The sequence below is a fragment of the Desulfobacter vibrioformis DSM 8776 genome (assembly GCF_000745975.1).
Classification (GTDB): Bacteria; Desulfobacterota; Desulfobacteria; order Desulfobacterales; family Desulfobacteraceae; genus Desulfobacter; species Desulfobacter vibrioformis.
Genome location: NZ_JQKJ01000011.1, coordinates 49710 through 62689 on the forward strand (window position 1 = coordinate 49710; position 12980 = coordinate 62689).

General features: G+C 50.1%; 13 protein-coding genes. 7 read left to right on the forward strand and 6 right to left on the reverse strand.

Going from position 1 to position 12980, the window contains the following annotated elements; all coding sequences use genetic code 11:
* Positions 1-96: 96 nt before the first annotated feature.
* A complete protein-coding gene (locus tag Q366_RS08355) occupies positions 97-1818 on the reverse strand; it encodes an FAD-dependent oxidoreductase (RefSeq protein ID WP_035238184.1) in 1722 nt (573 codons plus the stop codon).
* Positions 1819-2237: 419 nt separating this feature from the next.
* Here Q366_RS08355 and Q366_RS08360 point away from each other — a divergent pair, with 419 nt between their 5' ends.
* From Q366_RS08360 to Q366_RS08380, 5 genes are all read left to right on the forward strand, one after another.
* Positions 2238-2789, forward strand: coding sequence for a DUF309 domain-containing protein (locus Q366_RS08360; RefSeq protein WP_051957918.1), 552 nt, complete (start codon positions 2238-2240; stop codon positions 2787-2789).
* Between the two features lie 151 nt (positions 2790-2940).
* Entirely contained in the window at positions 2941-3783 is an 843-nt protein-coding gene (locus Q366_RS08365; RefSeq protein ID WP_035238003.1) for a cytochrome c3 family protein, read from the forward strand.
* Between the two features lie 93 nt (positions 3784-3876).
* Entirely contained in the window at positions 3877-4506 is a 630-nt protein-coding gene (gene tmk, locus Q366_RS08370; protein WP_035238005.1) for a dTMP kinase, read from the forward strand.
* 11 nt (positions 4507-4517) lie between these two features.
* Positions 4518-4928, forward strand: a complete 411-nt coding sequence (locus tag Q366_RS08375) for a DUF3842 family protein (RefSeq protein WP_035238007.1) — start codon at positions 4518-4520, stop codon at positions 4926-4928.
* Positions 4929-5055: 127 nt separating this feature from the next.
* Entirely contained in the window at positions 5056-5247 is a 192-nt protein-coding gene (locus Q366_RS08380; RefSeq protein WP_035238009.1) for a CooT family nickel-binding protein, read from the forward strand.
* Between the two features lie 101 nt (positions 5248-5348).
* On the opposite strand, the gene gltA is transcribed toward Q366_RS08380, so the two are convergent.
* The 3 genes from gltA to Q366_RS08395 all read right to left on the reverse strand — a co-directional run bounded on the left by gltA (position 5349) and on the right by Q366_RS08395 (position 9783).
* Positions 5349-6752, reverse strand: a complete 1404-nt coding sequence (gene gltA / locus Q366_RS08385; RefSeq protein WP_035238011.1) for an NADPH-dependent glutamate synthase — start codon at positions 6750-6752, stop codon at positions 5349-5351.
* A gap of 35 nt (positions 6753-6787) precedes the next feature.
* Positions 6788-7627, reverse strand: coding sequence for a sulfide/dihydroorotate dehydrogenase-like FAD/NAD-binding protein (locus Q366_RS08390; protein WP_035238013.1), 840 nt, complete (start codon positions 7625-7627; stop codon positions 6788-6790).
* Positions 7628-7839: 212 nt separating this feature from the next.
* Complete coding sequence (locus Q366_RS08395) at positions 7840-9783, reverse strand: phosphoenolpyruvate carboxykinase (GTP) (protein ID WP_035238014.1); 1944 nt, start codon at positions 9781-9783, stop codon at positions 7840-7842.
* A 189-nt stretch (positions 9784-9972) separates the two neighbouring features.
* On the opposite strand from Q366_RS08395, the gene Q366_RS08400 reads away from it, so the two are divergent.
* Positions 9973-10899 (forward strand): PHP domain-containing protein, encoded by a 927-nt coding sequence (locus Q366_RS08400; protein ID WP_035238016.1) that lies wholly within the window; start codon positions 9973-9975, stop codon positions 10897-10899.
* Positions 10875-11330 (forward strand): pyridoxamine 5'-phosphate oxidase family protein, encoded by a 456-nt coding sequence (locus Q366_RS08405; RefSeq protein WP_035238018.1) that lies wholly within the window; start codon positions 10875-10877, stop codon positions 11328-11330. The genes Q366_RS08400 and Q366_RS08405 overlap by 25 nt, the downstream gene beginning before the upstream one ends.
* Before the next feature lie 50 nt (positions 11331-11380).
* Here the strand turns inward: Q366_RS08405 and Q366_RS21265 are convergent, their stop codons facing one another.
* A complete protein-coding gene (locus Q366_RS21265) occupies positions 11381-12127 on the reverse strand; it encodes a hypothetical protein (protein ID WP_156968143.1) in 747 nt (248 codons plus the stop codon).
* 19 nt (positions 12128-12146) lie between these two features.
* Entirely contained in the window at positions 12147-12902 is a 756-nt protein-coding gene (locus Q366_RS08415) for a DeoR/GlpR family DNA-binding transcription regulator (RefSeq protein WP_051957919.1), read from the reverse strand.
* Positions 12903-12980 lie beyond the last annotated feature (78 nt).

The window sequence follows — 12980 nt, forward strand, 5'->3', positions numbered from 1 at the left end:
TGTGAATTTCAAGTCCCTTATAACCGGGTGTCGTCTTCATATACTGCAGCAGGGGATTCTGGCATGGGATTGCCAAATCCCCCGGCAGGTAACAGGTTATCCTCCCTGGGGAATGAAATCCGGATCAGTGACCCGTATGATGGCATATCCACCCTGAAGATTTTTAACGCGGGAGAACCCGTTCTGGTTCAAAATGATCTGGCATTCAAAAGACCTGGCGCCCGTGCCGCAGAAAAGGCAGAGGTCCTTGTCTTTTGGCAGTTCATGATAGCGTTCGCGCAACTCGGGCTGGGGCAGGTGGAGCCAGCGCTTCGCCCCGTATTTGTCGATAAACGGCTGGGCTTCCACAAGCTCCCTTAAATCCACCACCGTGATTTCGCCTTTTTCGAACAGATCAAAAAATTCAGGCAGGTCTATGGGGGCGTTTCTGCCGTCCAGAATGTTATCGAGCACATTGCCGGCATTGTTGATCACATCCATGGCAGATGCAAATGGCGGTGCATAACCCACTTCCAGGGTGCAGACCTCATCCACATTCATGCCTTTGTGCAGCAGCGGCACAACAGCGTCTACCCTGGCCTTGACTGCATCAATCTGCTCACCCACGGCTTCCACGCCTAACACCCTGCGACTGGCCCGGTCGGCAATGAGCTGGATGAACATGAATTTTGAGTTGGGATAGAAATGTGCCCGGTCAAACTGGGCCACCACAGAGTGAACCGGATCAAACCCGGCGGCTTTGGCCTGGTGAATGGTCAGGCCTGCAGTGGCCACGCCCATGCCGAACACCTTGATGCAGAAGGTGCCCACAGTGCCGTCAAATTGGGCAGACTTGCCAAAGATGTTGGTGGCAATGATCCGGCCCTGGCGGTTGGCAAGGGAGCCCAAAGGCATGGGGAGCTGGTCCCCGGATACCAGATTGCGCATCTCAATACAGTCGCCGCCTGCGTAAATATCAGGATCAGTGGTTCTTAAGTTTTTATCCACGATCAGGGAACCGCCCCGGCCCACAGCCAGGCCTGCTTGGGCCGCAAATCCCGTGTTGGGGCGAACCCCCACGGCCATGATCACAAGGTCGCATTCAATCACCTCGCCGCTGACCTCAACCCCGGTAACGCCGTTTTCGGCATCCCCAAGGATTTTGGTGACCTGGGCTCCGATTTTGACAGCCACCCCATTATTCTCAAGCTCTTTTTCAACAATAAGGGCAATATTGGGACCAATGGCAACGGGCAGCACATGGGGGGCCATTTCCACAAGGGTGGTTTCCACGCCCCACAGATCGGTCAGGGCCTCGGCCATTTCAACACCTATGGCACCGGCACCGATGACCACGGCATTTCCCACAGCACCTTTGCTGATCAAATCTTTGATGGCTTTGGCATGGTGCAGATTGGATACAGGATATACGCCCGGCAGGTCTGCACCGGGGATGGGCGGGGTAAATGGCGTGCCGCCTGTGCCAATGACCAGTTTGTCATAGGGCATTTCAGACTCGGTCCCGTCGTCAAGATGACGGACTTTGAGCTGTTTTTTTCTGCGGTCAATGCCGATGGCTTCCACCCGGGTGAGAACCTCAACGCCTTTGACTGCACGGAAAAATTGTGCATCCCTGACGTGATGGGCCGTGGTGGAGTATAATTCTTCCATCTCTCCGATGTCTCCGCCAATATAATAAGGAATGCCGCAGCCGCCGTATGAAATTAAGCTGTCCTTGTCAATCATAGTGATGTCACAATCGGGATCAAGCCGTCTGAGGCGGCTGGCCACTTTGGGGCCTAGGGCCACCGCACCGATAATAATGATTTTTTTTGCCATGAGAACCTCGTTTGTTTGTCCGGCATTTAAAACATACATAAAAACCGGATCGTGTCAATAACCCCCCAGATACACCAAAAAGCCTGCCTAGGCCTTTTGATCCCTCCCCCCTGAATCCGTAAAACAAAATACGCTAATTGAAGGTAATGCTCAAGGATTTTACGGACAAGGCTGACTTTTTATTCTATAACAGCCATGGGCTGGCTTGGCCGATGAACATCCAGTCCCGTCCACAGCAAAACAAGAAAGTAATTCAACAAGTTATTGATACTTTAGTATAAACAAACCGGTTGTTCCATTTCGGGGTCTGTTCCGTCATTTCAACTTGATTATATCACTTGATTGTATCAGGAAAACAGGAAACAAAAAAAATGATTTCCCCTTGAAAATGCTCCCCTTTTTCAGGTATGAGTTCAGGTATGATGAAAATCGTGTTTAATCCTTTTGAAGACCGCACGGACCGGGATGTTAGAAATCTTTTGGGGAGTGCATTTATTTGCGCCCTGCATAAAAACGATCTGGCACCCGTGGCCCAGGCGGTTTCAGACCTGGGCCGGAAAAAGTTGTCCGGTCCGGCCCAAAGTTACATCAGCGCACGGTATGACCGGTATGCCGCTGTTCTGGCGAAAATATCGTCATCCCCCCTTTTATGCGCCGATATTTATGCCACAGCCGGTTTGCTCTGGGATGAAGCCCTTTTTTTTGAATGCCATGAATGGCTTGAGCAGAATTACAGGACTGTTCCGGGGCAGGAGAAAAAGATCCTGCAGGCAATGATACGCACAGCAGGTACATTTGAACTTCTGGCTTACAACAGGAAAAAGGCCGCTGCCTCAGTTGCAGCCAAAGCCCTTGCCGTGCTGGAATCTCATTTTTTGCAGGTCCCTGAATCGTTTAATATTCAGCCCAAAATGGCCCGTTTAAGAACTGAAATGGACTTTTTTAGCCCTGATGACGAAATTTCAGGTTGATTTTATAAACATTAATTAATATACAAAAGGCAACATTTATATATTAGTGCATTAAAAAAACAATGGTGTTTATGTGACATTAAATGCCGGACAATTTACCCCCGGTCATATCCGGTACAATTTGACATAACAGCTTTATTGGCGAGGTATCATGAAACGATTATTTCTCATTGCAGTACCCTGGTTTGCTTTTGTTTTAACGGGCGTTGCTCTTGCTGCAGACGCTACGCTCGAGATTCCCACCGGTACCATGACTCTGGAGGCCCCTGAGGATGCCGAATACAAGGCCACCCTGTCCCCGGTTAATTTTCCCCATTCCCTTCATTTTTCCTATTCCTGTCAAGCGTGCCACCACAATTGGGATGGAAACGGTCCCATAAAAAGTTGCGGGACAAGCGGTTGTCATGAAAATTTCTGGGCGCCTAAACCTGGTCAGGCGGATGTATCTGAAACTAGCATAAAATCAATGACTGGGGCTTTCCATCAGGTATGCCGGGACTGCCACAGAAATGAGGCTGACCAGCAAAAGGCTGCCGGTTCCAAGCGCATTGTTACAGGCCCGGTTGCCTGTGCCGGATGCCATCCTGATCCCCATTCAGATGTTGAAAACAGTGATAAAACCCTGTCCGTCCCCCTGGGAATTTTGACCATAGAGGCACCGGAAGGGGTGGAAGCCACAAGGAACCCTGTTGGTTTTCCCCACGGACTTCATTTTCAATATGCCTGTAAAGACTGTCACCATGACTGGGACGGGGAAAGCGAAATTGAGGCATGTACGTCATGCCACAGTGAAACCGAGCCGTCAGGCACCAGAAATATCAAAGATGAAGCAAACCAGATGTACTATCTGGCTGCCTTTCACAATGCCTGCGTAACCTGCCACCGGGATACGGACAAGAAGCAAAGGGAAGCCATGGCCCAGGGCAAGATAAAGAAAGCGGATCTTCCCAAGACCGCCCCTGTGAATTGCAACGGTTGCCACAGCTCATCCTAAACCTGAGCCATTCTGGATTTTAGATAAGTCAGCCCGGCAGATCCCGGTTACCGGAATCTGTCGGGTTTATTTTGTTGTGCAAAGGAAGACAGTTTGGAAAAAGAGAATCAAGGCCGGTTCGTTGTGTTTGAAGGCATTGACGGGGCAGGTAAAACCACACAGGCAGAACTGCTTTACAAGCGCCTGGCGTCAGCCGGTACCCCGGTTTCGGCCACATGCGAGCCCACCGACGGTCCTGTGGGCCGGCTGATCCGCCGGATGCTGTCCGGCAGTCTTTCAGCGGACCAGCGAACCATTGCAAGCCTTTTTGCCGCGGACCGCACCGAGCATTTGATAAACCCTGAAACCGGTATCCGGCACATGGTGGATAACGGTACAATTGTGGTGTGTGACAGGTATTATTTTTCTTCCTATGCCTATCACAGCCAGTATATGGATATGGAGTGGGTGATCCAGGCCAATCGACTCAATGCCGATATTTTAAAACCGGATATCACCCTGTTTATTGATGTGGACCCCCAAATCTGCCTAAAGCGGCTTCAAACCACCAGAAAACACCTTGAAATCTATGAAAAAATAGATATCATGAAGCAGGTACGGGCAAATTATTTGGCAGCTTTTCATCGTTTGAAGCATCAGGAGCGCGTGGCTGTAATTGACGGAAATGAGTCTGTGGAAAATATAGCCAAAGCGGTCTGGGAGCAAGTCTGCCTCGTAATTTAACAGGAAACAACATGAAAAAAGTGTGTGTTATCGATGGTCAGGGTGGCGGTATCGGATCAACCATAATCAAGCGGATCAAGGAGCGGTTTGAAGAGTCCGTTGAGGTGATTGCCCTTGGCACCAACGCCATTGCCACTGCCCAGATGCTTAAAGCCCGTGCCAATAAGGGTGCTTCGGGCACCAACGCCATTGTGCAGACGGTTAAGGGTGCTGATATGATTATCGGTACTGTGGGAATTATCATGCCTCATGCCATGATGGGAGAGGTGACCCCCCAGATGGCCGAAGCCGTGTCCTGTTCCCCGGCAAAAAAGGTACTTTTGCCCCTGACCCAGGAGAATATTGCCATTGTCGGGATGGTGGGTTCGCCTTTGCCCCTGCTGGTGGATGAATTGTTAGATGTCCATTTCCCGCTGCCCTAGCAAAGAGTTTTGGGTTTAATTAAAAACCAATAATTAGTATATCATCTATTGGGGTTGTTTCCGCAGGTTAAAAAAAAACGGAAAAGACCCGTGGACGTAAAAAGATCAAAGATCAGGAGCGCATATTATGTGTGAAGCCAATGCATATCTCGTGGACAAGAGTGGACAGGAGTCTCTTTTTCTGGAGGCTGTGGACAAGGTGGAACCCGAAGAAGAGGGTATCCGCCTGGTGTCCATTTTCGGTGAACAAAAATTTATAAAAGGAAAGATTCATTCCCTGTCCCTGGTGGACCATAAGGTATTTATCAGCCCTGAATAGCAGCAGGGTTTCCCCAGCAGGGTTTCCATAGATCCGAAACACAAAAGGCAGGCCGGATACGCGTATCCGGGCGCGCCTTTGATTTTTATATTATTTAGAGCTTACCAGCCAAGGGTCAGATAAGCATGGATGGAGTTGGCTGCAGAACGGCCTGCACCCATGGCAAGGATAACCGTGGCCGCGCCTGTAACGATGTCGCCGCCGGCCCAGACGCCTCTTTTGGATGTTTTGCCGTTGCTGGAATCTGCAATAATATTACCCCATTTATTCAAAGCCAGATCCGGGGTCGTATTGGTGAGCAGCGGGTTTGCGTTGGATCCCAAAGCCACGACAACCAGATCACAGTCTATTTTAAACTCGCTGTCTTCAATAGCCATGGGCCGGCGGCGGCCGGAAGCATCAGGTTCGCCCAGTTCCATTTTCAGACATTCAATACCGGTTAACCTTCCATTTTCATCACCTAAGAACCGGATGGGATTGGTCAGCAGGACAAATTCGATTTTTTCCTCTTCTGCATGGTGCAACTCTTCGTTTCTTGCGGGCATCTCTTCCCTGGAGCGCCTGTAAACAACCTTGACAGAGTCTGCACCTAAACGCATGGCTGTTCTGGCAGAGTCCATGGCCACGTTACCGGCTCCTATAATCACGACATTTTTACCCCGGGCAATGGGGGTGTCGTATTTCGGGAACAGATACCCTTTCATCAGATTGGTCCGGGTCAGGTATTCATTGGCAGAATAAATACCAATGAGGTTTTCGCCGGGCAGGTTCATGAATTTAGGAAGCCCTGCACCCACGCCGATATATACTGCGTCATAGCCTTCGTCAAACAGTTCGTCAACGGTGATGGTGGCACCGATGACACAGTTGCATTCAATCTTTGCTCCCATTTTTTCAAGGGTGGCCACTTCCGATGCAACAATTTCCTTGGGCAGACGGAATTCAGGAATTCCGTACACCAGAACCCCGCCGGGTTTGTGAAATGCTTCAAAGATGGTGACATCATGGCCCTTGGTTAAAAGGTCACCCGCAACGGTCAGGCCGGAGGGACCGGAACCGATAACCGCTACTTTTTTGCCGGTTTTTTTAGCCACAACAGGTGCTTCACCAATACCGTGTTTGCGTTCCCAGTCCGCAGCAAAGCGTTCAAGATAACCAATGGCAACGGGTTGTTCTCTTTTGCCGAGCAGGCATTTGCCTTCACACTGTTCTTCCTGGGGACAGACCCTGCCGCAGACAGCGGGAAGGGCATTACGTTCCCAAAGTTTTTTGGCTGCCGCGGAAAAATCACCATCAGCGATGCATTTGATAAACGCAGGAATGGATACGGAAACCGGGCATCCATCCATGCAGGCGGGTTTTTTGCATTGCAGGCAGCGTTTGGCTTCGGTGATTGCCATCTCTTCGGTAAGGCCCAAGGGAACTTCCAAAAAATTTCTGCGCCTGACATCCGGATCCTGTTCCGGCATCACTACCCGATCAATTGGTTCTTTTTTACCAACCATTTATTCCTCCATATATATCCCAAGAAACGGGCGCGTTAATTTGCATTACACTTGCATTTGTTGTAAGCATCCATGGACTGTTTCTCAACTTGGGTATAGGATGCAAGCCGTTTGGCAAGTCCATCAAAATCAACCTGGTGGCCGTCAAATTCAGGGCCGTCCACGCAGGCAAACTTTGTCTTTCCGCCCACAGATACCCGGCATCCGCCGCACATTCCCGTGCCGTCCACCATGATGGGGTTCAGGCTGACCATGGTCTTGACGCCTTTTTCCTTGGTGATCAGGCTGCAGAATTTCATCATGGGAATGGGGCCGATGGCCACAACCAGGGCAATGTCCTCTTTTTCAATGGTCTCTTTGAGTACCTCCGTAACAAATCCGTGATGGCCCTTGGAGCCGTCATCCGTGCAGATATACAGGTGATCGGAGGCTTTCCGCATTTTTTCTTCCAGAATGAGCAGGTCGTAAGTCCTGGAACCCAGAATCGCTGTGACCTCATTGCCGGCAGCCTTCAGGGCCCGTGCAATGGGGTGCAGTACGGCAATGCCGGTGCCGCCGCCCACGCAGACAACCTTGCCTATCTTGTCAATATGGGTGGGCGCACCCAAAGGACCGATGAGTGCAAAATATTCTTCGCCGACCTTCAAATCTTTGAACCGGGCCGTGGATTTGCCGACGACCATGTAAATGATGGTAATGGTGCCTTTTTCAGGATCCGTGTCCGCCATGGTCAGCGGGACGCGTTCGCCGGTCTCGTCTGCCTGAAGAATGACAAACTGGCCGGGTCTGGCCTTTTTGGATATACGAGGAGCTTCTATTTCGTTGAGGATAATGGTTCCCTGGGCCAATTCCTCACGATGCACTATTCTTGCCATTATTATCCTCCGTATTTGAGTTTGGAATCATCTCAATTTTATGGCATTGAGGGCAAACATCCTTAATAAATTTCATAACAGGTCATCTTATTGATCACTTTGCCTAAAATCAAGTAGAAACCCGTTATGGAATAATACATAATTGATTTAATTTCTATGCTCCGGCTGTAAATTGCATGGATATTGTTTTATAAAAAACTGTCGGGCCAGTATCAAATAAGGGTTTCAAAATAATCCGGAGTGATGACATCCCCAATTTTTTTCTTCAGATCCAGGAGTGCCGATTTTTGTGCTGCCAGGATTTCAAACAGTTTTTCCGGAAGGTTTTCTTCCTTTGCATATGCTTTTTCCTGAAGTTCAATGCGCTGGATGATTTTTTCCGTGTACAGGGCAAACTGCATATCATAAAGGGATCTGGGATAGTCCTTGTCAATGATTTGCCCGAACAGTCCGGCCAGATCATTGTAGCAGGGCAGGTTGCCGATGGGGGTGGACAGATGTCCGACTTCGTTATGGGCATATCTTTCCAGCCAGGCCAGCCATACTTTGACATCCCGTTTTTCTCCGAGAAGCTTGTCTGAATGGCCGCCCCTGGCCCGGTGGGTCAGAAAATAGTTCAGGCCTGCCATCACCGGCCTAAAAGGCTCCCTGATGGCCGGGTTGTTGAAGAATTTGAACTGGGCATCCATGTAATCGCCCAGGGCGCCGGGGATAAAGGGGGCGTTGGCCCAGGGGGCACGTTTAATGCCTGTGACCCCGACTTCTGTGGATGTGGTCGCAGATACAATACAGGCACCGATGACAACGCCGGCATCCGGGGTCTTTGCGACCCACACCGGCGGCATGGTGTCCGCGTCCCTGCCTGAATAGGTGAATATCCGTGTCACCACCCCTTCGGGATTGGCTGCTTCAGGCGAGTAGTTGTCCAGGTTTTCCGAGGCCATGGTGCACCTGGAATTGGGATGGGATATGGGGATGGACTCGGCCTTGTCATTGGTTTTGCCCTGGTGCCATTCACCCTGGAAGTTGATTCCCTTTTCCGGGGCAGGTTCCATATTGCCAACCCAGTGGGGTTTGAGATTTTCGTCAATAAGGACATTTGACCAGATCACTTCGTGGCCGGGTTGCCGCAGTACTTTCATCAACAACGGATCCCCTTCAATGTTCAGACCCTCCACAATCCCGAATATCCCGTTTTCCGGATTAATGGTGCGGATGCTGCCGTCTTGGGAAATCCACATCTGGGCCAGGTCATCGCCTATAAATACATTTCCGGCCATGGCCGTGGTGGTTTTTCCGCATCCGGAAGGGGCCGCGCCTGCACACCAGGTAGTCCGGCCACCGGGTCCGCCGATGCCCGTAATAAACATATGTTCGGACAACTCCCTGCCCCGCTCCTGGTATACGGCCTTGTCCACGGCAAACCTGTGATTGCCCTTTTTAAGCAGCAGGGTATTTCCGGCATAGGTGCATTTCCAGGCATAGGTGGTCTGATATTTCCGGTCCATGAACACCCGGGCCTGGGGAAGGTCCTCGGTGCGGTTCAGGCCTTCGGAGTGTACATTGGTGAAAAAATATCCTTTTTGCGTAACTTCGCGGTCGAAATCATCAAAGGCGTTTCGGTAAAGCAGCTCTGCGCTGTGGGATATATAGGCAGAGGATGTAATCTCCAAGGCAGGGTTGGCTACAGGGGACCCCACAGGCCCTCTCATGTAAAATCCAACGATCATGGTCAGGTTTTCCATGATGCCTGACATGTTGTTTTCAATTTCCTGCGCGGCTTTTTCGGGGGGCATGCGGTTGGCAAGGCTGGATACCAGGTCCTGGGGTTCGGCGATGTAGTAGGTGCGGTCCACAATCCTTCCCTGTTCACCGGCCAGGTCAAAATGGATGGTGTGCCCTGCCATGGCAAGGGGGCGTTCCTCGCCCCTTTCAAGGGCAATTTTCCGGATGGCATCCTTGTCTTCATCTGATCCGGTATTAATAAATACTTTTGACGGCCTGCAAAGCGCAATGGCGTTGGCGATACGGATCCGTACCTCCGGGTGCTTGATCCTGGCCATCTTGGCTGATTGTGTGCTGTCAAGTTTTAATTCAAATAGATTTTGGGCCTGGGTGGGAGTACTGATTTTTCCAAGGGTATTTAAAGGGTCCATAGGTAATAATTTAAGTCCAAATAATGTTTATGGATTGTCAAGGTTCAAAGGCTTGTGTCTACCATTTAATCCGGGAAAATTAAATAAAATATTACAATTTGGTGAAAAAAAGAAAATATGCACGGGAGGAATAAATTATGATAAAACCATGGCATTGAGTAAAGAAACAATAATGTCGGGAGGCAGTTTATGACACATATATTTGCAGATCTTCATAACCACACCACTGCATCTGACGGGGATTTTTCCCCCGGTGACCTGGTGGCCCGGGCTGCGGGCATGGGGATCAAGGTTCTGGGGGTGACCGATCATGATACCCTGGACGGACTTGAATCTGCACTGGATGCAGGGAAAAGACAGGGTATAGAGGTCTTTCCGGGAGTTGAGATCTCCGTGCGCTTTAACCGGGCATTTTTCACGGGCACCCTGCACCTGCTGACCTATTTTTCAAGCGCGCTGTTAAAAGATTCAGGGTTTATCACGCGATTTAAAACCCTGCTGGCTGCAGGACGGGGCCAGAGTCTGGTCCGGGCAAGAATTGAGAAGATCAACGAAGTCTTCGGTTCTTCCGGAAAATTCCCTTTATTATCAAGGGATCTTGCCTTTGAAGACATTGCCGCATATTCGGCCAATGCCTCCCGCCGTCATTTTGCCCTGGCCCTGGCCGAGAAACTGGGTATTTCGGACAAAGATACCATTACCCGGATCATCGGCAATGACAGTCCTGCCTATCTGCCTTCGGGAGTGGACCTTGAGCAGGTGAGGGGGTTTTTAAACACTGAACCTGTGGTCGCAGTACTGGCCCACCCGGCTGCCGGTTCGTTTCCCGGGGAAGGGCATTACAAGGAGGTGCTGCCGCCCCTGGAAACCGTGGTGCGTCTGCTGCCCGAGGTTCTGGACGCCGGTGTCAAAGGCCTTGAAGTCCATTATCCGGGCCATGCACCGGAACATAGGGCACTGCTTCTGGCCTGGGCGCAGAAATATAATCTGCTTGTCACCGGCGGTTCTGACTGCCATGACAGCGCCAGCCGTCCTTTGGGGGCAGCAGGGGCGGATGAACAGGAATTTATGCGGTTAAAGCAGGAGGTGCTGTGCGTAGAAAAGAAAAGCAGATAACCGATCAGGATCAGGTTGAGGGCATCATAAAACAGGCCAAAGTCTGCCGTTTAGGCCTGTCAGACAACGGGCAACCCTATGTGGTGCCTTTGCATTTCGGATATGCTCCGCCTTTTTTATATTTTCATGGGGCAGATAAGGGACGAAAACTTGATATCCTGGCTGCCAACGCCCGGGTCTGCTTTGAGTTTGATAGACTTGAAAAGATCAATAAACACGCATCTGCCTGCAACTGGGGGGCTTGTTATACCAGCATCATTGGTGAAGGAACGGCACGTATTCTTGTTGATCAGGAAGAGAAGATTAACGGCCTGAACTGTATTATGGCCCAGTACAGCTCCCGCACCTTTGAATTTGGGGCGGAGGATCTGGCTGAAACCGCCGTGATTGAGGTCAGGATACTAAGGATGACTGCCAAGCGGTCCGGGTAAGGCCCAATGCAATAAATAAGATAATTCCAATTAAAACCATGAAGCGCTTATCAACGACGCTTAAATTCAGGTTCACTGGATCTTGTTTCCTCTTCAGTGCGTGTTTTACCGTCCTGGTGTTTTTTGTTCTGGGGAGGATGCGTCTTGCGCTGATTGCGATTATCCTGTTCCTGCTTCATTTTGTTGTGACCAGGGTGACGTGGATCCATGGCCCGTTTTCCTGGAGACTGTCTGCGTTGGTCCATTTCATCACGCCGTTTGTCTTTTTGAACTGGGTCCTTTTGTAATTGCCGAGACCCCTCTCTACGCGGGGCTTTGTAGCGTGAATCCTTTTTTTGTTGGTACTTGTTATTATACCGTGGGTCCCTGGGGTGAGGATCTTTTTTTTGCCGGTGTTTGTCATTCCCGCGGGGGGCCGCCTTGGGGGGGCGATATTTTGGATCCTTTGACGGAGGCTGATCGTGCCCATCGTATTTATGATCGCGGTGATCATTATGGAAATGGCGCCCCTTCCATCTGGTGTCCGATGGCCAGTGCGTACGAGGCAACGCGATCCAGTTTCCGCCTTTGGTTCTGCTATAGTACCACCGTTGACTGTTATAGAAATAGTAATAGCCGTGGTAGTTGTAGTACGGCTGTTCGTACAGGATTACCGTGTAAGGCAAGGCTGGCACGACCGTCACATTGGATTGGTAATAGGGATCAGAATAGTAGCTGTCAGCCGGAACCACACACCCTGAAAAGAGGACTGCGCTGCTGACAAGCATGAGTAGAGCGAGTAGTGTTAATCTGTTCATACATTACCTTATTTATATCTTATAAATATATCGTGCCCGACTGTCGGCATATTGTTTTAAGCTGTTCGTCCTTTTTCCCGGAAGAGATCAGATAGTCTATTTCATGAAACGATGCTATCTGTACCGCTCCGCAATGGTGGAATTTGGTTTCATCACTTAAAATCATACGGCATCTGCCATTTTTAAGCATGGCGCGGGCCACCTCTGCTTCTTCAAGGTTGGTGTCCATAAATGCATGTTTCATGTCAATGGCAGCCACCCCCACAATGGTCATATCCACAAAAGTTCGGGAAATGAGTTCAATGGTGATCTCTCCTAAGCATTCCCGCTGCAACGGCATGTAGCGGCCCCCAAGAATATATGTTTTATGGGTGGGGTTGTCGGCCGAGGCAATATCCGCCAAAAGCGGGGAGTTGGTGTAGATGGTAATGTCATCCACGGTGGGAAGCTTGCCTGCCAGGGCCAGGGTGGTGGAACCGCAATCAATGAATAAGCGCATTCCAGGGGTGATAAATTTAATTGCCTGCTGGGCAATATATTCTTTTTCCTGTACCTGGGATTCAAACCGCTCCGGGAAGCTTGGCTCTGTTTTATGCCGCAGGCTTACAGCACCGCCATGCACCCTGCGCAGTACATTGTCCTGTTCCAATTCCACAAGATCCCGCCGGATGGTCTCTTGGGTAACTTCAAGGGCGGATGAAAGATCAGGCACCGAGACCCGCCCTTTTTTTTGAATTTCCTGTTTAATGTGGGTAAGACGATCAGTTTTTTTCATGCATGGGATCCATAGGATAAAATATTTGCTTTTCTGAACAAAAAAATGTAACGCATTTATCTGCAAAAATAAACTGAA